This is a genomic window from Nonomuraea sp. NPDC005983, assembly GCF_040614375.1.
GTDB lineage: Bacteria > Actinomycetota > Actinomycetes > Streptosporangiales > Streptosporangiaceae > Nonomuraea.
The window spans coordinates 18,037-41,611 of record NZ_JBEXUP010000080.1; the positions used below are offsets into that span (position 1 = coordinate 18,037).

The 23,575-nt window shown below is 69.4% G+C and carries 19 protein-coding genes; 9 read left to right on the forward strand and 10 right to left on the reverse strand.

The features are described from left to right. Positions 1 to 7: 7 nt before the first annotated feature. The 3 genes from ABZ297_RS29620 to ABZ297_RS29630 all read right to left on the reverse strand — a co-directional run bounded on the left by ABZ297_RS29620 (position 8) and on the right by ABZ297_RS29630 (position 1,616). Positions 8 to 814: an SAM-dependent methyltransferase gene (locus ABZ297_RS29620; protein ID WP_355352515.1), complete on the reverse strand. Its 807-nt coding sequence runs from the start codon at positions 812 to 814 to the stop codon at positions 8 to 10. Between the two features lie 34 nt (positions 815 to 848). Next, positions 849 to 1,058, reverse strand: a complete 210-nt coding sequence (locus ABZ297_RS29625) for a hypothetical protein (protein ID WP_355352518.1) — start codon at positions 1,056 to 1,058, stop codon at positions 849 to 851. A 132-nt stretch (positions 1,059 to 1,190) separates the two neighbouring features. Further along, positions 1,191 to 1,616, reverse strand: coding sequence for a DoxX family protein (locus tag ABZ297_RS29630; RefSeq protein ID WP_355352570.1), 426 nt, complete (start codon positions 1,614 to 1,616; stop codon positions 1,191 to 1,193). A gap of 467 nt (positions 1,617 to 2,083) precedes the next feature. On the opposite strand from ABZ297_RS29630, the gene ABZ297_RS29635 reads away from it, so the two are divergent. The 3 genes from ABZ297_RS29635 (at position 2,084) to ABZ297_RS29645 (ending at position 6,140) form a co-directional block, all read left to right on the forward strand. Beyond that, entirely contained in the window at positions 2,084 to 2,791 is a 708-nt protein-coding gene (locus ABZ297_RS29635; RefSeq protein WP_355352521.1) for a poly-gamma-glutamate hydrolase family protein, read from the forward strand. 109 nt (positions 2,792 to 2,900) lie between these two features. Continuing rightward, a complete protein-coding gene (locus ABZ297_RS29640) occupies positions 2,901 to 4,016 on the forward strand; it encodes a sulfite oxidase (protein ID WP_355352524.1) in 1,116 nt (371 codons plus the stop codon). Between the two features lie 99 nt (positions 4,017 to 4,115). Continuing rightward, the gene (locus tag ABZ297_RS29645; protein ID WP_355352527.1) at positions 4,116 to 6,140 is read left to right on the forward strand and encodes a hypothetical protein; all 2,025 of its coding nucleotides are present in this window, start codon (positions 4,116 to 4,118) and stop codon (positions 6,138 to 6,140) included. Here ABZ297_RS29645 and ABZ297_RS29650 read toward each other — a convergent pair. The 3 genes from ABZ297_RS29650 to ABZ297_RS29660 form a co-directional block, all read right to left on the reverse strand. After that, positions 6,125 to 8,077 carry a hypothetical protein gene (locus tag ABZ297_RS29650; RefSeq protein ID WP_355352530.1) on the reverse strand — a complete coding sequence of 651 codons (1,953 nt, stop codon included), beginning with the start codon at positions 8,075 to 8,077 and terminating at the stop codon, positions 6,125 to 6,127. The genes ABZ297_RS29645 and ABZ297_RS29650 overlap by 16 nt on opposite strands. Before the next feature lie 166 nt (positions 8,078 to 8,243). Beyond that, positions 8,244 to 9,098 carry an SMP-30/gluconolactonase/LRE family protein gene (locus ABZ297_RS29655; RefSeq protein ID WP_355352533.1) on the reverse strand — a complete coding sequence of 285 codons (855 nt, stop codon included), beginning with the start codon at positions 9,096 to 9,098 and terminating at the stop codon, positions 8,244 to 8,246. Beyond that, positions 9,098 to 9,880 carry an SDR family oxidoreductase gene (locus ABZ297_RS29660; protein WP_355352536.1) on the reverse strand — a complete coding sequence of 261 codons (783 nt, stop codon included), beginning with the start codon at positions 9,878 to 9,880 and terminating at the stop codon, positions 9,098 to 9,100. Before ABZ297_RS29660 ends, ABZ297_RS29655 begins: the two co-directional genes overlap by 1 nt. A 251-nt stretch (positions 9,881 to 10,131) precedes the next feature. Between ABZ297_RS29660 and ABZ297_RS29665 the strand changes: the two genes are divergently transcribed. Both ABZ297_RS29665 and ABZ297_RS29670 read left to right on the forward strand, forming a co-directional pair. Next, positions 10,132 to 12,150, forward strand: coding sequence for a beta-galactosidase (locus ABZ297_RS29665; protein ID WP_355352539.1), 2,019 nt, complete (start codon positions 10,132 to 10,134; stop codon positions 12,148 to 12,150). A gap of 129 nt (positions 12,151 to 12,279) precedes the next feature. Further along, positions 12,280 to 13,287, forward strand: a complete 1,008-nt coding sequence (locus tag ABZ297_RS29670; protein ID WP_355352542.1) for a LacI family DNA-binding transcriptional regulator — start codon at positions 12,280 to 12,282, stop codon at positions 13,285 to 13,287. Positions 13,288 to 13,294: 7 nt separating this feature from the next. On the opposite strand, the gene ABZ297_RS29675 is transcribed toward ABZ297_RS29670, so the two are convergent. From ABZ297_RS29675 to ABZ297_RS29685, 3 genes are all read right to left on the reverse strand, one after another. After that, the gene (locus ABZ297_RS29675) at positions 13,295 to 14,368 is read right to left on the reverse strand and encodes a mannonate dehydratase (protein ID WP_355352545.1); all 1,074 of its coding nucleotides are present in this window, start codon (positions 14,366 to 14,368) and stop codon (positions 13,295 to 13,297) included. Further along, on the reverse strand, positions 14,365 to 15,207 hold the full coding sequence (locus tag ABZ297_RS29680; RefSeq protein ID WP_355352549.1) for a fumarylacetoacetate hydrolase family protein: 843 nt from the start codon (positions 15,205 to 15,207) through the stop codon (positions 14,365 to 14,367). Before ABZ297_RS29680 ends, ABZ297_RS29675 begins: the two co-directional genes overlap by 4 nt. 107 nt (positions 15,208 to 15,314) lie before the next feature. After that, the gene (locus tag ABZ297_RS29685; RefSeq protein ID WP_355352552.1) at positions 15,315 to 16,052 is read right to left on the reverse strand and encodes a GntR family transcriptional regulator; all 738 of its coding nucleotides are present in this window, start codon (positions 16,050 to 16,052) and stop codon (positions 15,315 to 15,317) included. 273 nt (positions 16,053 to 16,325) lie between these two features. Between ABZ297_RS29685 and ABZ297_RS29690 the strand changes: the two genes are divergently transcribed. From ABZ297_RS29690 to ABZ297_RS29705, 4 genes are all read left to right on the forward strand, one after another. Beyond that, positions 16,326 to 17,642: an extracellular solute-binding protein gene (locus ABZ297_RS29690; RefSeq protein ID WP_355352555.1), complete on the forward strand. Its 1,317-nt coding sequence runs from the start codon at positions 16,326 to 16,328 to the stop codon at positions 17,640 to 17,642. 37 nt (positions 17,643 to 17,679) lie between these two features. Beyond that, positions 17,680 to 18,576 carry a sugar ABC transporter permease gene (locus tag ABZ297_RS29695; RefSeq protein WP_355352558.1) on the forward strand — a complete coding sequence of 299 codons (897 nt, stop codon included), beginning with the start codon at positions 17,680 to 17,682 and terminating at the stop codon, positions 18,574 to 18,576. A 92-nt stretch (positions 18,577 to 18,668) separates the two neighbouring features. Then, positions 18,669 to 19,499 (forward strand): carbohydrate ABC transporter permease, encoded by an 831-nt coding sequence (locus ABZ297_RS29700; RefSeq protein WP_355352561.1) that lies wholly within the window; start codon positions 18,669 to 18,671, stop codon positions 19,497 to 19,499. Positions 19,500 to 19,529: 30 nt separating this feature from the next. After that, positions 19,530 to 22,871 (forward strand): chitinase N-terminal domain-containing protein, encoded by a 3,342-nt coding sequence (locus tag ABZ297_RS29705; RefSeq protein WP_355352564.1) that lies wholly within the window; start codon positions 19,530 to 19,532, stop codon positions 22,869 to 22,871. A gap of 86 nt (positions 22,872 to 22,957) precedes the next feature. Here ABZ297_RS29705 and ABZ297_RS29710 read toward each other — a convergent pair. Further along, positions 22,958 to 23,575: phosphatidate cytidylyltransferase (locus ABZ297_RS29710; protein ID WP_355352567.1), on the reverse strand; the 618-nt coding region annotated here is incomplete at its 5' end.

Consider the following 23,575-nt stretch of genomic DNA (forward strand, 5'->3'; position numbering starts at 1 on the left):
CCGGGCTTCAGGAGGGGTGTGCGACTCGGCCGACGCCGCCGAACAGGGAGTTGGTGCGGGGCGAGTCGTCATCGTTCGGGTGCCAGTCGTAGGGGCGCACCAGGCCGGGGTCGACGAGGTCATAGCCGTCGAAAAGGTGGTGGATTTCCTTTTTGCTCCTGAGCGCGAGAGGCACAGTCGCACCGGCGAACCCGGCATACCATCCCTCCTGCTCCTTCTCCGACATTCCGTCGGTGGTCAGGTGCGAGATCGCGACGTACGAACCCGGGGCCTGCCGTTCGCGGAAGGCCGCCACGATCCTGGCGGGGTCCTCGGCCGGGGTGACGAAGTGGAACACCGCGACGAACAGAACCGCGATCGGCTGGCTGAAGTCGAGGAACTCGTTGACCTGGGCGTCGTCCAGGATGGTCTCGGGCCGGCGCATGTCCGCGGTGACGATCCGGGTGGAGTCGTCGGCCAGCAACGCCCTGCCGTGCACGGCGACGATCGGATCGATGTCGACGTAGACGACCCGGGAGCCGGGGTCGGCCTCCTTGGCGATCTGGTGGGTGTTACGGGCGGTCGGCAGCCCGGAGCCGACATCGAGGAACTGGCGGATGCCGCACTCCCTCGACAGATATCGTACCGCGCGCCCGAGGAACCGGCGATTCTCCATGGCGGTGGAGCGCACCCGGTCTTCGCCGATCACCTTGTACAGCTTCGCGTTGGCCGCCCTGTCGACCTCGAAGTGATCCTTGCCGCCCAGCGCCTCGTCGTACATACGCGCGGCGGTGGGTGCACCGAGCGGGATGTTCGAGGCGCTTTCCGTCGTCATGTAGTCTCCTCGGCGCATCGGCACAGAACGAAGATCACCCTAGCAAATCGGGCAGCGTCCGTTGGTGCCGTCCGCCTGCCGGTCCAGCCGACGGGCCCTGCGGCCCTGCACCTGATCGTAGGAGCGCCAGGCCGTCGATCGCCGGCGGGGACAGCATCGCGTCGGAGAGCCCGGCCAGCGGCAGCCAGGCGGCGTCAGAGGTGGAGTCGTCGGTCTTGGTGACCGTCACGGGGCCGTCGTCCATGCGACCGTACGTCAGTGTGCACGGCGCTTGAGTGTACTCAGGAGACCGGGCGACGGATCGCGCGACACCTGCGGACGATCCGGTGCCCACCTTCGACGGCCAGATCCCGACAGCGAGGGACGAAGCCGCTGCTTACCCGGCGTAGGGGCCGAATCGGCCCCACGCGATGACCGCCGCCGCGAAGAACAGCACCACGTTGAGCACGATCGCGGCGGGCTCCTTACGCCGCAGGTGGGTCAGCGCGGCCAGCACCATCATCAGGGCCAGGCCGGACGCCGCCAGAGGGCTGAGGATCGGGGCGATCCCGGTGGCGGCGGGCAGGACGAGCCCGAGCGCGCCGGCCAGCTCGGCGAGCCCGATGAAGCGGACGGTGCCGGCGGAGAAGTCGGCCGTCCAGGGCAGCTTGGGTTCGAGCTTCTCCTTGGACAGGGTGGAGGTCAGCGCACGCTGCTGAAAGAGCTGGTCGACACGACCATCGCCGGCGACGACGAGCCGGTCGCCACCATGGACCGTCCCTGGTTCCGCGCGGCGTGCGCCGCCGAGACGGCCACGGACCAGCTACGCCGACACGTCCACGGCACCCGGCGGATCCTCGACCGGTTCGCCTCCATCGCCAGGGTCGTCGAGACCGCCGCCACCATGGATCCTGAGATCGCCGCGATGTGGCCGAACGAGGAGGATCCGCGCGTCACGGTGCACTCCGCCGCCGCGCGGGCCCTCGTCACCAAACCTGGCGCCCGCCCCGGCCTGTCCGCGGAGCTGGCGGCCGACCTGCTGTACGGCCTGCTCAGCCCCGGTCTGTACGTCACCTTCGTCCGCGACCGCGGCTGCTCACCGGCGACGTGAGAGAGCTGGGTCAACGACACCCTGCGTCGCCAACTGTGCGACGACCTGGACGAGGCGGACCTCGCCTCGGGGTCACACGACGCCGGCCGCGTGCGTTGAGGGCGGGCCGACGCGGCTCCAGGAATGGAGATCACGAGTAGGCGGCATGATGGCGATCAAGAATCGTCGAAAGGTGTCATGTGAAGACAATCCTGGCCGCCGTCGTCGCGAACCTGCTCGTGATGGGCCTCGCCCCCACAGCGCACGCAGTGTCCGCGGAGCCCGCGAGCGTGCGCGATGTCTACGCAAACTACGCCGGCCTCTCCGCCCATGAGGTCGAAGGCAGAGACTATCGCCGTGTTCAGCGCGTCCCCCGTGGAGCGAAGGTGGCGCACATCGCCATCCACGGCGGCGCCATTGAGGCGCCGACGTCGCAGCTCGCTGACCAGGCCGCGGGCCGCAGGTACGCCTACTCCTCGTTCGAAGGCATCAAGGCTGCGGACAACAGCGATCTGCACATCACCTCCACGCACTTCGATGAACCCAGGGCGCTCAAGGTGGTGGCGGCGGTCGACTACACCGTCTCTTGGCACGCCGCGGCAGGCACTGCTGTCACCACCTATGTGGGCGGACGAGACACGACGTTGATCAAAAAGGTGACTGCCGGGCTACGCGCTGCCGGGTTCCCTGTCTCGGCGTCCGTGCCTGAGGAGATCGGTGGTGACAGCCCCCGCAACATCGCGAACAGAAACCGCAGAGGCATGGGCGTGCAGCTGGAGATCAGCCGTGGCCAGCGGGAGCTGTTCTTTGCCGGAGGGAAGCTGAATCGCGCCTGGATCGAAAACCCCGCCAACCGCACGAAGGCCTTCTATCGGTACGTCGCGGCCGTCAACCGTGCCCTTGGCTGAGCGTGACGCCTGGCCGGGGCGGCTGGGCGCTCTGCGCCGACCAGCGCTGAACCGCATCGGCGCTGGTCACGCCGGGTTCGCGCGCCCCCCTCTCGGGTAACCGGCAAGCATGACGAAATGGAACAAGAGGGACGGCATGCTCGTCCATGAAGAGGAGCCGTTCAACGCCGAGCCGCCCACCTGCGCCCTGGCGGAGCAGATGCTCACGCCTCTGGACGCTTTCTACAGCCGCAACCACGGCCAGATCCCCCAGATAGACGCGGCCACCTGGCGGCTGGTAGTGGACGGGCTGGTCGAGCGGCCGTTGCGACTCTCGCTGCAGGAGTTGCGCTCCCGCTTCCCGGAACGGGAGGTGATCGCGACGCTGCAATGCGCGGGCAACCGCCGTGCCGAGCTGATCCAGGTTCGTGACATTCCAGGCGAGGATCCCTGGGGGTCCGGTGCCATCTCCACGGCTTCCTGGATCGGTGCGAGCCTCGCCGACGTGCTTGCCGAGGCAGGGCCACGTGCCGAGGTCGCGCACGTCTGCTTCGCGGCGCCGGACGTGGCGCAGGAGACGGACCCGCCCCAGCCCTTCGGCGGCTCCATCCCGATGGCCAAGGCCACCGCGGGCGAGGTGCTGCTGGCGTGGGCGATGAACGGCCGCCCGCTGCCCGCGGCCCACGGGGGCCCGCTGCGCGTGATCGTGCCGGGCTGGATCGGCGCCCGCAGCGTGAAGTGGCTCGAACGCATCACCGCCCGGGCCGAACCCTCGGACAACTACTTCCAGGCCGTGGCGTACCGCATGCTGCCTCCCGGCGCCGACCCGTCCCGGTGCGGCCCGGGGTCCGGCATCTCCCTCGGGCCGCTCGCCCTCACCTGCGACATCCTGCGCCCGGAGCACGGCTCCCGCGTGCCTCCCGGACCGGTCGAGATCACCGGCTACGCGCTCGCGGGCGACGGTCGCAGCGTCGCGCGAGTGGACGTCTCCCTGGACGCCGGGCGCACCTGGACCCAGGCGAGGCTGGACACGCCGGTAGGGCCCTGGGCCTGGCAGTACTGGCGCACCACCGTCGTCCTGTCCGAGGGCGAGGCGGACATCGTCGCCCGCGCCTGGGACTCGGCGGGCACCACGCAGCCCGAATCACCGGCGACGTTGTGGAACCCCAAGGGCTATGCCAACACCACTTGGGGCCGCCTCCACCTCACCTGCCGCCTGGGCGGGAGTGGCGAGAAACGGCAGTAAGAGCAGGGATAAGAGGAGCAGACGCACGAGGCCTCAAATTTCGGCCTCGTCCGTAATTTACCCTTGACGCCAACGGGAGCGATTCCTAGGTTTCCGGTCATGACCTTAATGAGAAGAATCTTCGCGGCCGGGGTGGCGGCCGCTGCCGTGCTGGCCCTGGCGGCACCGGCGGCACCGGCGAGCGCCGCCGGTGCCGCCAGAGGCGCGATCGAAGAGCTCGGCGTTCCCCTCCGGGACGTCCTCCTGATCGGCGGCACGGTCGCGCCGGGTCCCAGCGGCGCCACCGTGCTGTGGGGGGCCTCGTCGGGCGCGCCCGCTCACCTCAACGCCGTCGACCCCGTCACCGGCGCCGAGGCGGCTCGTTACGACCTGCCGGGTGCGGGCGGCTCCTGGGCTGTGGAGGCTGCGCCCGACGGCAGCGTCTACGTCGGGACGTACGGCGGCAGCCGCCTGTTCCGCTGGACGGACCAGGGCGGCGTCAAGGATCTCGGCAACCCGATCCCCTCCGAGACCTTCATCTGGTCGCTGGCCGCAGGAGAGGGCGCCACCGTCTACGGCGGCACCTCGCCAGGCGGTCGGCTGTTCGGTTATGACCCGGCGACCGGCGTGCGCGACTACGGCAGGCTGTCGTCGTCGCACGCCTACATCCGCAGCGTCTCCTACACGAACGGCAAGATCTACGCCGGGACGGAGGCGCCCGCCAAGGTGTTCGAGGTGGACGCGGTGAGCGGGATGGTCAGGGAACTGCCCGCCCCGCCCGAGGACACCACGGGCAAGTGGGCCTATGACGTCAACGCCGCCGCCGGTTACCTCTATGTCAGGCTCGGCGGGGCTTCTCCTGGCCCGCTGCACGTGTGGGACATCGCGGCGGGCGCCTGGGTGGACAAGCTGGACGCGGCCCACGGCCTGGACGTGTCGCCTCCGGACGAGGAGGGACGGGTCTACCTGGTGAAGGCGGGCGAGTTGATCCGCTATGACCCCAGGACCAAGACCATCACGCCGACGGGTCTGCCCATCACGGGCCGCGTGGCCAACACCCGCGGCATCGGCTGGGCCAGGCTGGGCCTGCCCGACTATCCGGGCATGAGCGTCGTGGGCCTGCTCTGGCGCGGCCTGATGTTCCGCTACAACCCGCAGACCGGCGCGAGGTCGTTCGTCCAGACAGGCGTCAAGGGCGAGCCGATCGACGTGACCGCTCTGTCCGAGGGGCCGGACGGCCGCATGTACGCGGGCGGCTTCCTCAACGGCGGCTTCGCCGGGATCAACGCCACCACGGGCAAGGTCGAGGAGTTCCATACGTTCTCGCAGAGCGAGGACATGACCACGCACGACGGCAAACTGTACGTTGGCGCCTACCCCGAGGCCCGGGTCTACTCCTACGACCCGAAGCTGCCGTGGAACAGCACCGAGTACTCGCCCAGCCCGGAGCCTGGCCCTGCCCCCAACCCGGCCAGGCTCGTCGACTTCGCGGCCGACAAGCAGATCAGGCCCCGCGCCATCGTCTCGGCCGGCCGCTACCTGGCCGTCGGCACCATGCCCGACCTCGGCCACCTCGGCGGCGTCCTGGCCATCTGGGACCCGGAGACCAGCACGCTCAAGCACAGCCAGCGCAACGTGATCAAGGACCAGTCGATCGTCTCGCTCGCCTACCGCGACGGCATCCTGTACGGCGGAACCTCGATCTACAGCGGCCAGTCCGCCACACCGCCCACGCAGCCGGAGGCCAAGCTGTTCGCCTGGTCCGTCCGGGACAACCGGCTGCTGTGGGAGATGACGCCCGCGCCGGGTAAGCCCGCCATCCCCGCGCTCACCTTCGACGCGATCGGCAGGCTGTGGGGAATCGCCGGCGGCGAGGTGTTCGCGGTCAACACCGCGGCGCGGAGGGTGACCCAGCGGGTGAGGCTCTCAGAGAGTGCGAGCGCGAGCGGTCAGCTGGCCTTCAACAACAAGGACTTCCAGTTGTACGGCGCGCACGCCGGCAAGGAGGTGTTCACGCTCAACCCGCTGACCGGGCGGCACGCCGTACTGAAGGAAGGACCTGTGCACCAGCTCGCGGTGCACAGGTCAGGTGACGTCTACTTCGCAGAGGGTTCGACGCTGTTCAGGTATCAGCAGACCCGGTAGGTGTAGAAGTTCTCGAAGCGCGACAGGTACAGGTGCCCGTCGGCGCCCTTGAGCAGGATGGAGATCGGCCGGGCGATCACGGACAACCTCATGGCCGCCCGGTCGATCTTGAATGCCTTGGCCTGCGTCTTGCCCCACAGGTAGCCCTGGTGGAACTCGAGGTTGGCGTCCAGGAACACCCCGGTCACCGTGGACCACTGGTAGGTCTGGTGCTTGACAGAGCGGAGCGTCTGTCCGGTGGCCGGGTCCATCTCGAAGAGCGCGTCCGGGGTCAGGCCCCACAGCTTGCCCTGGTCGTCGAAGGTGATGGCGCCCAGCGCCAGGTCGCCCGCGACCGGCTCGGTCAGCCAGAGCAGCCTGTCTGTTGCGATGTCGTAGGCGAAGACCTTGGCGTCGCCGCCGCGCGGGGCGCCGATGCCGCCGAAGGCGGAGGTCGTCCCGTAGATCACCCCATCTCGGTACGCCAGGGCGATGATCGACTGGTCGGGGACGAGATTCCGCTTGATCACCTTCTCGCCGGTGGCCGGGTTGAGCAAGCCGAGCACGCCGCCGACACTACCGGCCTTGGGTACGGTGCCGAAGGCCAGCCAGTCGCCCGCCGAGATCATCGCGAACGGGCGGTCCTGCTGCTGCTCGGTCAGGCTGAGCAGCAGCTTCGCCTCGCCGTCAGCGAACTCGTAGATCCGGGCCCCGGGGTAGACGCCCAGGTAGAGCTTGCCGCGATGGGTGGTGATGCCCTCGCTCTGCCCCACGTTCGGCCAGAACTGCTTCTCGCCGGTCGCCGGGTCGAAGGAGGCCAGGCCGCCGGTGAAGAAGCCACCGGCGTAGACGCGGCCGTCGGGGCCGTTGCCCATGGAGCGGATACTGACCGGCTGGCCGGTGAGCGTGGAGTCGAACAGCCGGCCCTTGCCGGTCTTGCGGTCGTACTGCCACATGAGGCCGGTCGATGCGGTGCCGACCAGGATGTGGTCGTCGTCGCCCGGTAGCCAGCCGAGCGGGCGGGCGGCGCCACCGCCGAGGTCGGTGAAGCCCGTCTTCGCGATGCTTCCGGACTTGAGGTCGTAGACGACGAGCTCGTCGTTCTGGACCAGATAGACCTGGTGGCCGTGCGCGCCGCCACCGACGGAGAGGCTGTCCACGTCCGGCACGATCTCCCAGCGTCCGGTGGTCAGGTCGTAGACTCCCATCGGGTTCGTGCCGGTCGAGGTGGTGTAGCGCACCATCAGCCGGTGGCCCACCACGTCCAGGTCGTAGGCCCAGCTCGCGTCCTGCACCGGTGAGTCGAGCGTCTTGATCAGGGTGCCGTCCGGGCGCATGACCGCGATCCTGCCCCAGCGCGCGCCGGTGCCGACGTAGATGGTTCCGTCCTCGCCGACCGCGAGGTCGCGCACGTACAGCTCGCCCGGGACCGGGCTGCCGAGGTCGGTCAGGGTGCGCGTAGCCGTGTCGTAGCGGACGAGCTTGCCATTGGGCGAGGTGCCCGCGTAGATCGCGCTGCCGTCCGGGGCGGCTGCGACCGTCCAGACGAAGGTCTCGCCGGGAGCGGCCATGCCGATCTCGGTCACCCGGTCGGCGGCGGGCTCGTACCGGAACAGCCGGCCCATGGCGCCGCCGGTGGCGTTGTAGGAGCCGACGTAGACGGAGTGGTCGGGGGCGATGGTCACTGCCCACGAGCCGAGCGCGAGGGGAAGCGGACGCTCGGCGATCAGGCTACCGTCGCGCGCGTCGCGGACGCCCAGCAGCGCGGGGCCGGACGCGCTGGAGGTGACGGTGTAGAGACGGTCGCCGTCGAGCGCGGCGCCGGCGGTGGTCGCTCCGGTCAGCGGCATCGTCCCGAGTGCCTGGAAGCCGCAGCCAGTTGGGGGTGTGGCGGATTCGGCCTGGACCGGAGTTGCTAGCGGTATGAGCAGCAGTAAGGCGGCGATGATGAAGCGCACGGATCCTCCAATTCAATTGGTTATCGGTCTTGACCGTAATTAGCCGCCCGGTTTTTGGCAAGATCGTGCCTGCTGCGTGCGCCGCATGTCCGCAGCGGCGGCGGTGCCCGTTCTCCTGGAGGGACCGTGATCCGAGGTCACCCTGCTTGGGCGCGAAGCGTCCCGCTCATCCGGCGAACGCCGTCGACGGCGTGCCCACGGCGCCCACCTGGTCGATGGCGAAGACCGACCCGGCGGGGTCGTCGCCGGAGAGGTCGAGCCCTTCACGGGCCGACGTGACGTACAGAACGTCGAGGCGGGAACCGCCGAACGCGCAGGACGACGGCTGGTGCACGGGCATCGGGACCTCGCCGAGCAGGTCTCCGTCCGGGGAGATCCGTGCCAGGCGGTCGCCGCCCCACACCGCGACCCACAGGCACCCTGCCGCGTCGACGGTCAGTCCGTCCGGCATGCCGGTGTGCGCGGGGATGCGGAACAGCGTGCGTCGACGACTGATCCTGGTGGACCCGGGATCGGTGTCGAACGCCGAGATCTCGCCGGCGATGCTGTCGGCGAGGTAGAAGGTGCGTCCGTCGGGGCTCCAGTCGAGCCCGTTGGGCAGGGCCAGATCGTCCAGGACGACGCGGCTCGTCCAGTCCGGCATGAGGACGTGCAGAGCGCCTTTGCCGGGTTGGAAGTCCATCGTGGTGCTGCCGGCCCACAGCCGTCCGTGCCTGTCGCACTTCGCGTCGTTCATGCGCTCGCCGTCGGGCAGGATCGCGCGCCGGATGGTCAGCGATCCGTCGGATTCGACGGTCGCGAACCCTTCGGCGGTAGCGGCGACGAACCCTCCGCCGCGTCGGGGGAGCGCGGCGCCGACGAGCGTCGGCAGCTCGATCCTGGCGGTCTCACCGGTGGCCGGGTCGCTGGTGTGGATGTGTCCGGCGGGGATGTCGACCCAGTGCAGGCGGCCGAGCTCGGCGTCCCACACCGGTCCTTCGCCGACTCGGGCCTGGCCGGGAATCGCAACCTCAGCTGTCATCATTCGGGAAGCACCACCGCGGCGTTGGCCAGCAGTCCGCCGTCGACGGGGAGCGCGATGCCGGTGATGAAGCTGGCGCGGTCACTGGCCAGGAAGGCGACCGCTTCGGCGACCTCATCCGGTCGCGCCACCCGTCCCAGCGGGTGCATGCGTCCCCAGGACTCGACCAGTGCCTGCGTGGCTTCGTCGCTGCCGTCGGAGAAGGTGCGGGCCGAGAACCGCAGCATCGGGGTGTCCACCGACGCGGGACAGACGGTGTTGACTCTGACCCCGTTCTTCGCCTCGTCGATCGCGATCGATCGGGCGAGTGCGTTGAGCGCGCCTTTGCTGGTGGTGTAGGCGGCGACGGCGCTCTGCGTGACGAAGGCTTGGACGGAGGAGACCAGCACGATCGACCCCGCTCCGCGAGCGCGCAGGTGGGGCAGCGCGTGTTTGACGGTGTGGAAGGCGCCGGTCACGTTGACGGCGAGCACCTCGTTCCACTCGTCGGCGCTGGTCTCCGCCGCCGTGCCGTAGCGCTGGATTCCGGCGGCGGCGACGACGATGTCGAGGCCTTCGTGTGCGGCGGCGACGTGTGCGACGAGTTGCGCGGTGGCGCTCTCGTCGGTGACGTCGACGTCGACGTGCTCGACACCTGGAAGCGGCGCTTCGGGGTCACGTTTCGGCGGCACACCGGCGGCCACGACCGTCGCGCCGCGCGCCGACAGTACTTGGGCTGTCGCGCGTCCAATACCGCTGAGACCACCAGTGACGATGGCGACCTTGCCGTCGAACTCGGCCACGCTGCACTCCCTCGATGTCGTCCACGGGCTCCGCGCCGTGAACGGCGCTGGGGGTCAGCCGCGGTGGGCATTGTCGTTGAACGATCGCCGCAACTGTCGTGCCGGGACGGGCTGTGAGCCGGTTGCGCGAAATCACTCTAAACAACGTTGTCTCAAGCCGCTAGTCTGTCGTCCCGGATCAGGCATACCGCTGGCCGGCAGGGCGGTCTTCGCGTGGGTGCTCGTTCGTCGGGCAGTGAGGAGAAGAGTTCGTGACGGCAGAGTGGATTCGGTGGCCCGCCAACGTCGTGGCCCGGTTCGGCGGCGAACCCGTGGCCTTCGGCGGCGACTACAACCCCGAGCAGTGGGACGAGAGCGTGTGGCACGAGGACGCGCGGTTGATGCGCGAGGCCGGCGTCAACCTCGTCACGGTCGGCGTCTTCGCCTGGTCGACGCTGCAACCGGCGCCTGATCGATGGAACTTCGGATGGCTCGACCGCGTGCTCGACCTGCTGCACGCCAACGACATCGCCGTCGATCTCGCCACGGCCACCGCGTCGCCTCCGCCGTGGCTGACCACCCGGTTTCCGGAGGTGCTGCCCGTCGATCGACACGGGCGGACGATGGCGCAGGGCGGACGCCAGGCCTGGTCACCATCGTCGCAGGTCTATCGCGAGCACTCGCTCGCGCTGGTGGAGAGGATGGCGGAGCGCTACGGCGAGCACCCCGCACTCGCGCTGTGGCACGTCTCCAACGAGCTCGGCGGCCACAATTCGCGGTGCTACGACGACGCCAGCGCCGCGGCCTTCCGGGCCTGGTTGAAGAAGCGGTACCGGGGCTCGATCGACGAGTTGAACGCCGCGTGGACGACCGCCGCGTGGAGCCAGACCTACTCGGCGTGGGAGGAGATCCAGCCTCCGCGGGTCACGTTCACCGACTCGAACCCCACCCAGGTGCTGGACTTCGACCGGTTCAGCTCCGACCAGCTGCGCGAGCAGCTGCGAGCGGAGAGCGCCGTGCTACGGCGGGTCACCCCGGACGTGCCGATCACCACGAACCTGGTGCTCTTCGACGCCGGAAAGAACATGGACTACAGCTCGTGGACCGACGACCTGGACCTCATCGCGAGCGACCACTACCTACGGCCGACGCCCGACGCCCACGTTGAGCTGTCGTTCTCGGCCGACCGGGCACGCGGCCTGTCGAAAGGCAGGCCGTGGCTGCTCATGGAGACGGCCACCAGTGCCACGAGCTGGCGCCCTGTCAACCCCGCGAAGCGCCCCGGGCAACTCCGGCGGGACGTGTTCTCCCACGTCGCCCGCGGGTCGGACGGGATCTGCTTCTTCCAGTGGCGGGCCGCCAAGGCGGGCGCCGAGCGCTTTCACTCCGCGATGCTCCCGCACGCCGGTGCCGACAGCCGGAAGTTCCGGGAGGTGACGGCGCTCGGCGCGGAGCTCAGCTCCTGTGCCGAAGTACTCGGAACCCGGGTGGTCGCGGAGTGCGCGTTGCTGTTCTCCGAGGAGTCGTGGTGGGCGGCCGAGCGAGAGTCGCATCCGCACAACGGCCTGTCGTACACCGACTCCGCCCTCACGTGGTACCGGAGTCTGCGGGACGCGGGCGTCACCGTCGACGTCCTGCCGCCGTCGGCCGACCTGTCGGGTTACCGGCTGATCGTCGTGCCCATGCTCTACCTGGTCTCCGACCGCGACGCGGCAGCCATCGCCGCCGCGGCAGAGGCGGGGGCGACCGTGATCGTCACCTACTTCTCCGGCATCGTCGACCCGCTCGACCAGGTGCGGCTCGGCGGTTACCCCGGCGCGTTCCGCGAGCTGCTCGGGGTGCGCGTGGAGGAGTTCGCGCCCATGGTGGAGGCGCACTCCGTGGAGATCGACGGGGTCACGGGGCCCGCCCGGGTCTCGACCTGGCACGAGGAGATCGATCTGACGGATGCGATGGCCGAGGCCCGGTACCTCAGCGGCGACTTCGCGGGCGCGCCGGCGATCACGCGCGCGGCCCGAGGCGCGGGGGAGGCCTGGTACGTGGGCGTGGAGCTGCCCGCCGACGCCCGCGCGCGTCTGCTGGGGGCGATCGCGACGACGACACCGACAGACGGCGGACTCGAGGTCGTGACGCGCCGCTCGGCCGATCACGACTACGTCTTCCTCATCAACCACGGCGACTCCGAGACCACCGTTGCGGGGTCGGGAGCCGACCTGCTGGACGGGTCCGTGCACGAGGGAAAGATCACGGTTCCCGCGGGCGGGGTGCGGGTCGTCAGACTGGCCCGCTGAACGAAGCAGGACACCAGCCGCGCCGCCGGAACTACACTGCACCTGCCCGCCGGGCACGGTGGCGCGGCAGAGCACGACCGGGCGGTAACAGTCGTCGACTGGAGAGACCAGGTGCTACGCAACCCCACGATGAAGGACGTCGCTCACGAGGCGCGAGTCAGCCTGAAGACCGTCTCGCGTCACGTCAACGGGGAAACGAACATCGATCCCACCCTCGCGGAGCGCATCAGCGCGGCGATCGTGAAGCTCGGCTACCGGCGCAACCTCTCCGCGGCGAGCATCCGGCCCGGTCGGACGAGCAAGACCATCGGCCTGGTCATCAGCGACCTCGCCAACCCCTACTACTCCACGCTCGCCCGAGCCATCGAAACCGTGGCGGACGCGGCCGGATACCTCGTCACGATCGCCAGCTCCGAAGAGGAGGGGCTGCGGCACGACCGCCTGGTCGATCGGCTCATGGAGCAGCGGGTGGACGGCTTGATCGTGGTGCCGCCGCGGAACGCCGCCCGCGACTGGTCCGACGTCGCCGCGCCCATCCCTCCGCTGGTCTTCCTCGACCGGCCCGTGCCGTACTCCGCTGCCGACGCCGTACTCGCCGACAACGCGGGCGGGGCGCGCGAGGCCACCCTCGCACTCGCCTCCGTCGGCGCGCGGCGCATCGCCTTCGTCGGGGACTCGCTCGACATCTACACGATGCGCGAACGTCACGCCGGATACGCCGCCGCGCTCGCCGAGGCCGGGTCCGGCGTCGACGGCTCGCTCACGATCACGACGGCGCACACCAGGGAACAGGCGGAGCACGAGGTCGGCGTCGTGCTCCGCGACGACTCGGCCGACGCCGTCTTCGCGGCCAACAACCGCTCGACGATCGGTGCGTTGCTCGCGTTCCAGAAGGCCGGCCGGCGGCTGCCCCTCGTCGGCTTCGACGACTTCGAGACGGCGTTGCTCGGCAGCCCTCCGGTGTCGGTGGTCAGCCAGGACGTCGAGCTGATGGGGCGCACGGCCGCCGAGATCGTGCTCGGTCGCCTGAACGGCGACACCGGCGATACCGGCGATACCAGGGCGTTCGCCACCTGGACGCTCCCCACCCAGCTCATCCTCAGGGGCTCAGAGAAGCCGGAGCCGCAAAGGCTCTAGCCCGGCGTCAGGACCCACGCGGCGAACGGGCGCGATCCGCGAGCGCCGATGGCTCGTCGAGCGCCAGGCCGTTCAGGACGCCCTGCAGGTATCCGATCGCGTGCGCCCGGCCTCGGCTGCAGTAGGCCTCGGATGACGTGTCGCCCCAGGTGTCCAGGTCTCCGATCATCGCCGGTACGTGGTCGTCGATGAGGAATCCGGTGAATCCGGAGTCGTGGAGCCGGCGGATCACCCGTGCCGGGTTGAAGTTCCCCTCGCCGATGAAGCACTCGCTGAAGCGCGGCACGGTACCGCGTACGTCCCGGAAGTGGACGTAGAAGATGGCCGGCCCCAGGAGGTCGATGACCTCGTTGACGCTCTGCTCGCCGGCCATCTCCGACACCGTTCCGAGGCAGAGGTTCAGCCCCCATGACGGACTGCCGCCGGCCTGCTTGCGCGCCTGCCCGATGGCGGCCGGGGAGGTGAAGATCCGGGCCACGCCGCCCAGGGGCTCGTCGACGGGTGGGTCATCGGGGTGCAGGGCGAGCCGCACGCCGACTTCCTCGGCGACGGGCAGAACAGCGTCGAGGAAGTACTGGTGGTTGGCCCACATCTGGTCGGCCGTGATCGGCTCGTCCACGGGCTGGTCCGGGGTCAGCCGGTACCCGGCGAGCGCGTTGCCGCGGTGCACGTCGGCCAGGTCGAAGGCGGTGACCTTCGCGCCGCCGCGTCCCCTCGCGGCCATGTCGGTGCGCCAGACGTAGGTGGCGAGGAAGTTGTAGCCGAGCAGGTCGATGCCGACGGCGGCGAGGTTGCGGATGGTCCTCTGGTAGTTCTCGATCTGCTCGTCCCGGCCGGGCAGCCCGCGTTGGATCTTCCAGAAGTGGGCGAGCGGGACGTTCTCCAGGCCGTCGATCGCCAGCCCGTCAGCGTCGCAGCGTTCCCGGAGGGCCCGCAACTCGGCCAGGCTCCAGCAGCCGTCGACTCCGGGCAGCAGGTCGGGGGTGTGCAGCTGCACGCCGGTGAGTCCGAGCTGGTGGGCGAAGGTCGCGACGCGGGAGTCGTACTTGTCGATGTGGCCGAGGGAGAGACGGATGGTCATGCCTGCCCGACCTGCTGCCGCTGCCGGCCCAGCCCGTCGATCTCGAGATCCATGACGTCACCTTCCATCAGGTAGGGGAAACGGCCGGACAGCGCGACACCCTCGGGCGTGCCGGTGTTGATGACGTCCCCCGGTTCGAGGACGGTGACCTGGCTGAGTTCGTAGATCAGCGTGGCGACGTCGAAGATCATGTCCTTGGTGCCGGACGCCTGCCGGGGCTCACCGTTGACCCACGAGCGCAAGCCGAGGGCCTGGGGGTCGGGAATCTCGTCGGGAGTGACCAGCCAGGGGCCGAGCGGATTGAACGTCTCGCAGCTCTTGCCCTTCGACCACTGCCCGCCGCTGGTTTCCAGCTGCAGGGCTCGCTCGGACACGTCGTTGGAGATGGCGTAGCCGCCGACGTGAGCCGGCGCGTCGGCAGGGGAGTCGAGGTACCGGGCGCGGCGCCCGATCACGACCGCGAGCTCGACCTCCCAGTCCGTCTTCGCCGACCCGCGTGGCAGCAGCACCTCGTCGTACGGCCCGACGACCGTGTTGGGAGCCTTGTAGAAGATGACCGGCCACCGCGGCGCGTCGGAGCCCGACTCGGCGGCGTGCGCGGCGTAGTTCATGCCGATGCAGAGCACCGCCCCGGGCCGGGCGACGGGAGCGCCGACGCGCCGGCCGACGACGTCGATCTCCGGCAACCTGCCCCCGGCGACCGCGTCGCGCAGCCGGCTCGGGCCGTCACCGGCGAGAAAATCGCCGTCGATGTCGTCGGTAAGCCCGGAGATGTCGAGGTGACGGCCGTCGGGGAGCAGGACGACGGGCCGTTCGGCGCCGGGCGTGCCGATACGCATGATTCTCATGGTGATCCGTTCGTGGTAAGGACTGTCAACCGGCGAGCAGGCCGCTGCGACCCACGTCGCAGCGCACGCCGGTCCCCGGCGTCTCCCTGACGTCGCGGTCAGTCCGTGAAGTAATCCGGGTACTTGGCGCGCAGCGCCGGGCCGAGTTCGAGAGCGCGCCGGGCGTGCCGGCTGATCAGGGCGCGGCCGGCTGACACATCAGCGGCCTCCAGCGCGTCCACGATCAGTCTGTGCTCGTCGATCAGCTCGCGCACCGCGGCGGAGTCGGGCAGGGCGAGCCGCCGAAGCCGGTCCAACTGCAGCTTCATCCGTTGGACGGCCTGCCAGGCTCGCGGATAGCCGCTGAGCGAGAAGATCTCGCTGTGCAGCGCCTCGTCGGCCGCGAAGAAGGCGTCGAAGTTCTCCGTGCGGTAGCTGTGCTCCTGCCGCTCGAGCAGTTCGCGCAGCACGGTGACGTCCGGCGCCGGATCGGCGCACACCACCTCGAACGCCGCAACCTCCAGATTCTCGCGGACGAAGCGCGCCTCTTCCACATCACGCAGGCTGATCAACCCGACCCGGGTGCCGACCTGCGGCACGACCCGCACGAGCCCCGCGTCGACGAGCCGCGCGAGGGCTTCGCGCACCGGCGTGCGACTGACGTGCAGCCGCTCGGCCAGGTCCGTCTCGGACAGGGACGCTCCAGGGGCGAGTCGCAGCTCGCGGATCCCGGAGACCAACTCGTCGTAGACGCGATCGGATGTCCGTGCCCGCGCACGGTCTCGGACGACCGGGGACAGCATCGGATCGCGTCCGGCGGGTGTGGGCTCAGGGACGCGCGCTTGATGGGGACTCACAAAATTGATCGTTGCATGCCCGCAAGCTTGTATGCAAGTATCCCAGCATTAACCTGATCGTCGCAAAGGGGAAACACAAGCCCGCCGACCCGCACAGCTCGTCGGCGGGCACGCCGCCGGTGAGTCCGTGATCACCTCCCGGAAGCCGTAGCAGCTCGCGCCCGGGAACGCGCTGAAGGATCTCAACGGCGACAGGAGCGTCCCGCAAGCCCAGCCGTGCATGCCCCCAGCGACACGCGACGCGCTGTACAAGTAACAGTCGAGAGGTAAGTCATGCTCAACCGAAACGCGCGACTCACTGCGGCCGCAGCCATCGCCGCCACCGGCATCGCGCTGACGGGGTGCTCCGGCACCACAGGGGCGAGCACCGGGGCGAGCACCGGGGCGAGCACCGGCGGCCCGGTGAACATCACTTTCTGGGGCTGGGCCTCGGGCTATGAGAAGTCCGTCTCGCTGTGGAACGAGTCTCACCCCGACGTCCAGGTGAAGTACGAGGCCATCACCAACGGCGGCGCGGGCGGCTACGACAAGATGTTCACCGCCGCGAAGGCGGGCACGGCTCCGTGCCTGGCGCAGATCGGCTACGAGACGTTCTCAAGCTTCCTCGCCGCCGGCATGCTGCAGGACGTCAGCCCGTACGTCAAAGCACAGCGGGCCGAGTTCGCCGACTGGGTGTGGGGCAACGTCGGCATCGACGGTGCCGCCTACGGAGTGCCGGTCGACACCGCGCCGATGGGCATGTTCTACCGCTCCGACCTCTTCACCGCCGCGAAGATCACGGTTCCGAAGACCTGGGAAGAGTTCAGGACGGCCGCCACCGCGGTGAAGGCCGCCGACCCGAAGGCCCGCATCATGAACCTGCCCACCGACCCCTACCTCTACGCCGGTTTCGCCTGGCAGGGCGGTGCTCCCTGGTTCGGAGTCAACGGCGACGCCTGGACGGTCTCCCTCGACAGCGCCGCCAACAGCAAGGTCGCCGGCTACTGGCAGGGGCTCTTCGACCAGGATCTCCTCACGTCCTATCCGGCCTTCGACGCGGCGCTCTACTCCGCGTGGAACAGCGGCAAGGTCTGGGCGGAGGTCGGTCCGGTCTGGTCGGCGTCACTCATCCGGGACAACGCCGCCGGCTCCGCGGGCAAGTGGGCCGTCGCGCCCATGCCCCGGTGGGACAGCACAGACGCCGTCGGCAACTCGGGCGGGTCGGCCACGGCCGTCATGAAGGGCTGCGCGAACCCCAAGGAGGCCACCGAGTTCGCCATGTGGATGTCGACCGACGACAAGTCCGTGTCGAACCTGATCAAATCCGCGGCCATCCTTCCGGCGTCCACCTCCGGGCTCGCCAACGCGGCGCTCGACACTCCGGAGAGCTACTACGGCGGCCAGCCCATCTACCAGCTGTTCCGCACGGAGTCGGGCAAGGTGAACCCGAACTGGCGGTGGGGCCCGGTGATGTCCACCACCGCCGCGGCGCTCGGCGACGGCCTCGGCAAGGTGCCCACCAAGAGCGCGACCTTCCAGGACGCGCTGGGCGGCGCCCAGAAGGGCACGGTCTCCGCACTCGAAGCCCAGGGCTTCTCCGTCAGCAAGTAGCGCCGGTACTTCGACAGATAAGGTCACCGTGTCCCCTGTGACGATTCAGCGCCGGAGCCGGCTTCGCGAGCTCCGGCGAGCCGCGCCGTTCGTTCTGCCGTTCCTCCTGCTCTTCGTCGTCGTCTACCTGGTGCCCACCGGGTACTCCGTGGTTCAGAGCTTCTTCGCGGTGAAACGCTCGGGCCTCGGCCTCGGCGGCGCCGAAACCGTCTTCGCGGGCCTCGGCAACTACGTGCGGGTGTTCCAGGACGGGGACTTCATCGCCTCCTTGGGCCGGGTGGGCTTCATCGGCGTCATCCAGGTGCCCGTGATGCTCGGCGTCGCGCTCGTCCTCGCCCTGCTCATCGACTCGTCCGTGTCGAGGGGGCGCAAGTTCTTCCGGGTCGCCTACTTCGTCCCCTACGGGCTGCCCGGCGTGATCGCGGCCCTGGTGTGGTCGTTCCTGTACGCACCCACGCTGAGCCCCATCACCCGGCTCTTCGCCTCGATCGGCGTCGACGTCAGCTTCGTCACCGACGGCGCCCTGCCGTTCTCGATCGCGAACATCCTGACCTGGGCGTGGACCGGCTACAACACGATTCTGATCTTCGCGGCCCTGCAGGCCATCCCCGAGGAGACGATGGAGGCCGCCGCCCTCGACGGCTGCTCCGGCTGGAAGGCCGCGCTGCTCATCAAGGTCCCGCTGATCCGGCCGGCCCTGCTGCTCACCCTCGTCTTCTCCATCATCGGCACGTCCCAGCTCTACAACGAGCCGGTCACCATGAAGTCCGTGGCGCCGAACCTGCCGTCCACCTACACCCCGATCATGGCCGCCGTCCGTTCGCTCTCGGCCAACGACTTCAACTACGCGGCCGCGCAGTCCGTGGTGCTCGGCGCCATCATCTGCGTGCTGTCCGTTCTCGTCTTCCGCGCATCGGCCAGGAGAGTCGACTGATGACCGCCGCACTGCAATCGCGCCCACGAACAGCGCCCGTCGCCCCGGCACCGAGGCGGCGGCGCCCCCGGCGGGCGCATCCGCTCACGACGGTGAGCCCGGTCTCGCGCTCGTTCGTCCTGGCCGTCATGATCCTCTTCGCCGTGTACTTCCTGCTCCCGGTGTGGTGGCTGGTGGTCTCCTCCACCAAGGGCAGCGGAGAGATCTTCTCGGGCAACGGCTTCTGGTTCGGCGAGCGCTTCGCCCTGGTGGAGAACATCCAGACCCTGTTCCAGGCCCAGGGCGGCATCTACTCGCGCTGGCTGCTCAACTCGCTGCTGTACGCGGTGGGCGGCGGAGTCGTCTCCACGCTCCTGGCGTCCATGTGCGGGTACGCGCTCGCGAAGTTCTCCTTCCCGGGACGCGAGGCGGTCTTCGGCACCGTGCTCGCCGCGGTGCTCCTGCCCGCGCCCGTGCTGGCCATCCCGCTCTACCTCGTGTTCAGCTTCACCGGAACCGTCAACACCTTCTGGGCCGTCTTCATCCCGAGCATCGTCAGCCCGTTCGGCGTATACCTCAGCCGGATCTACGCCGCGTCGTCGATACCAGACGCCCTGCTCGAGGCCGGCCGCATCGACGGCGCGGGCGAAATGCGGATCTTCGCGATGGGCGTCCGGCTCATGGCGCCCGCGATGGTCACGATCTTCCTGTTCCAGTTCGTCGCGATCTGGACGAACTTCCTCCTGCCCTCGCTCATGCTCGCCGACACCACCCTCCAACCGGTGACCGTCGGCCTCGTCGGCTGGCGCGAACTGCAGGGCTATCCCATCGGCTACAGCACCGTCGTCACCGGCGCGTTCATCTCGGTCGTGCCGGTCGTCGCGATGTTCCTGTCGCTGCAGTCCTTCTGGAGCAAGGGCCTCGCGACGGGGGCCGTCAAGTAGCCGGCCCGTACACCACCGAAAGGGTGAGCCATGACCATCCTGGCCGGGACACTGACCTCCTTATGCCTCGCGGCGCTTCTCGTGGCACCACAGGGAACCGCCGCCGCGGCAGCCGACCCCCCGCCGACCAACCTCCTCGCCGCGGACATGGACACCGGGTTCGACAGCGGCAAGAGCTCGCTGACCGTGGCCAACGCGGCGTCGGGAGGCACGCAGCAGATCGTGAGCGTGGGCGGGAACAACGCCGTCGAACTCCGTGACGCCGCCCAGGGCACGAACCTCTCGAGCTACTTCTACCAGCGGTGGTCCGCCGGTGCGCTGAAAGACCGCATCAACGCCGTCTACAGCCAGCCGGTCGGCAGTCCCGCCCAGCAGTTCGCGCTGCGCTACGACCTCAAGCGGAGCGCGGCCAGCGACAAGCCGGTCGCGAAGGACATCTACGCGCAGATCCAGTTCGGCAACTTCGACAACAACCTGGTGCCGCGGTTTCCCGTTCCGGCCGTGAGCGTCACGACCACCTCCGCCTACACCGGCACCTCCGGCGCCCTGTCACGCGTCGACGAGACCGACATCCCGCAGTACCGCTTCACGATCGTGCCCAACGGCGGGCAGCGGGTCATCTCGACGGTCGAGCTCGGCTTCTCGGTACGCGTCGACACCGGTGGCACCGACGAGGCGATCACGATTGACAACCTCGGAATCTACGAGCTGGGCAGCGTCTCCGACGCGGGGCCCCCGACCGCGCCGACGGCGCTCACCCGCGCGGGCGTGTCCGCGAACGGCGTCTCGCTCAGCTGGACGGCGTCCACCGACGACGTCGGCGTGACGGCATACGACGTCTACCGCGACGGCTACCTGGCCGCGTCCGTCGGTGGGAACGCCACCTCCGCGGTCGTGGTCGGCCTGGTGCCCGCGACGAGCTACGACTTCACGGTGCGGGCCAAGGACGCGAGCGGCAACGTCAGCCCGCCGAGCGCACCGCTCACCGTCACGACCGGCCCGTACGTGCCCGAGGCGCCCGCCCCGTTCCCCGGCACCCGCGAGACCCGGACGCAGTGGCTGTGGGACAAGACGAAGGCCATGAAGGAGGAGAGCGGCGCCGTCAACGTGGCGCAGTACACGGCGCAGCTCGCGGACCACGCGAACGTGGCGGCGAACCTCGCCAAGCTCGACACCCTCTTCCAGAGCTACGACTACGAGCAGTACAAGACCATGGCGAAGATGTACTCGTACCTCATGGTCGGAGATCAGTTCAGCGCCGCCATGCTCGCGCACGTGCGGAGCTACTTCGCCTCGTACGCCTATCAGAAGCTCGCGCAGACCGAGAACCTCCGGATGAGCAACTACGCCACCGGCTACCTCGTCGGCCAGTACTTCCCCGACCTCGCCGACCTGAACGGCAACTCCGGGGCGCAGCTGAAGAGCATCAACAAGGCCAACATTCTCGAGATGGTGAACGCGGGCGTCCGGCGCGGATGGGCGGAGTACCAGAGCCCTGAGTACACCTTCATGACGTACTTCTGCCTCAACGCCCTCTACCAGTGGGCCGACGACGCCGACCTCCGTCAGCGGGTGAAGATGGCGATGGACGTCATGTGGTTCGAATGGGCGAACGACTGGATCAACGGCTACATGATCTCGTCGGAGAGCCGAGCCAAGGGCGACGCCCACGCGGCCAACGATCCGACCTGGCGGGCCGCCGACCACTCGACGTTCGCCTGGACGTACTTCGGCGGCCACCGCGCGCAGCAGGGGGTCGGCGAATCGGACAACCCGGCGCCGGCGGCGTACCGCCCGAACCTCGAGTACGCCGGCCTCGCCGCCTGGAAGGGGATGACGTACTCGCCGCCCGAGCTCGCGGTGCAGATCGGCAGGATGACCGACAAGTCCTACACCTCGCACAAGACGAACCTGCAGAACTCGAGCGGACGCGCGATGGACATCTACCGCACGAGCTACGTCCGCCCCACCTGGGGTCTCGGCACCGAGGTCCAGTACCGCCGGGTCGACAACTGGATCGAGGACCTGCCCGTCGTGCTCCGCTGGCATTCCGACGCCGCGAATCCGCTCTTCCGGCTGTCGGTCGACCAGGGCAACGCGCCGATCGGCACCTACAACCAGCCCGCCAACCAGCGGGTGATGCAGAACGGCCCCACGGCGGTGGGCGTCTACCAGTCGTCGGGCGACCAGACCTCGAACTACATCAACGCGCTGTTCCCCGTCTCCGGGTCGATTCGGGAACGGCGTGAGGTCGACGGATGGACGGTCGCCGACGCCGGGTCGATGTACTTCGCCTACAAGCTGGCGAAGCCGGGAACGTGGCACCACCAGACGCCGAACGACCCGGCGAACAAGGTGAAGACGACGTCGCAGACCCACCCGACCGCCGGCCTCAGTTACAGCTACGACATCCTGCGCAGCCAGGCCGACAAGAACGGCTGGGTGCTGGACACGGCCGACGCTTCCGCGTACGCCGACCTCGACGCGTTCGCGAGCGCGCTGGTCCGTACGACCAGCATGGACGTGAGCCATCTCGAGGATGCCAATCCGCGGCTCGTCTACCACAGCCTCAGCGGGGACGACCTCGACATCACCTTCGACTCGGCGTCGCAGGCGCCCGGCGCCAGCCATCTCGTGAACGGCAAGGCGATCGACTACGACTCGTTCAAGTTGTTCGACACGCCGTGGCTGCAGCAGGACAAGCTGGGCTCCACCTTCACCGCCACGGTCGACGGCACGTCCGTCGTCTACGACTTCGACCAGTGGACGGTGACCGCCGTCAACGACGGAGCCACGACCATCCCGGCCACCGCCCGTCTCACGTCGAACAACAAGTGGGACACCGGGCTGCTCGACGGCGACTACACGATCTCGATGGACCTGTGGTGGGGCGAGAACGCCACCCAGTTCCGCCTCTTCGAGAACGGCAAGCCGCTCAGCAGCACGCGGCTGACGATGGGCTCGCCCGCGGCGCAGCACGCCGCGGTGGAGATCTCAGGGCGGCGGAACGGCACGTACGTGTACACCGGTGAGCTGGTCAACTCGAAGGGCGTGCGCACCGTCGATCCGCTCGTGGTCACGGTGCGGGACGCGAGCCCCGGAGTGCCTGCGCTCAGCGACGACAACCGGGACCACGACGGCACCTTCACCGTCCGCGCCAACCTGTGGTGGGGCACCAACGCCACCCAGTACCGCTTCTTCGAGAACGGCGAGCAGGTGGCGCAGGGCGACCTCGTCGCCGCGACGCCGGGGGCGCAGCAGGCATCGCTGGACGTCACGGGCAGACCGGCGGGGCAGTACGAGTACGTGGTGGAGTTCGTGAACGCCCTCGGGTCGACCAGGAGCACGCCCTTGTCGGTGGTCGTTCGATGACGGCAGGGCGGCGGCGGTTCACCCGGCTCGGGTGATCAGCCGCCGCCTCTGCGCGCACCGCCGTCGGCTCGGCGACGAGCTGCGATTCACCGGCTGAGCAGCAGGGCGAGCAGAAGGGCGAGCAGGAGGGAGTCGAGCCGGTCGAGCAGCCCACCGGCGCCCGCCAGCCAGGAGGCTGAGTCCTTGGCCTCGACGCCTCGCTTGACCATCGACTCCAGCAGGTCCCCCAGCGGCGCACCGACCGTCACCGCGACGGCCAAGGGCGGCGTGAGCGCACCCAGTACGGCCAGCGTGCCCAGGCCCGCGGCGGCCCCGGCCAGCAGCCCGCTCCAGCGCTTGGCCGGCGACAGCGGGGAAAGGGGCGGCCCGCCCAGCAGCCGGCCGCCGAACGAAGCGGCGATGTCGGCGATCGACACCGCCGCGAACAGCGCCAGGACGGCCGGGCCGAGCAGGACCACGCCGATCAGCGGCGCGAACCAGATCACACCGAGCACGCCGAAGCACAGCCGGGACAGCCCGCCGGCCGCGTCACCGACCAGCACCGGGACCAGCGCAACGGCCACGATGGCGAGCACGAGCACCCGGGGCAACTGGGCGGGGGCCAGCCAGGCCGCCAAAGGCGCCATGGGCACGACGACGGCGAGCACCGCGCGGTCCGGCCGGGGGAGCCGGGTCAGCCCGCCGTACTCGAGGGCGCACGCGAC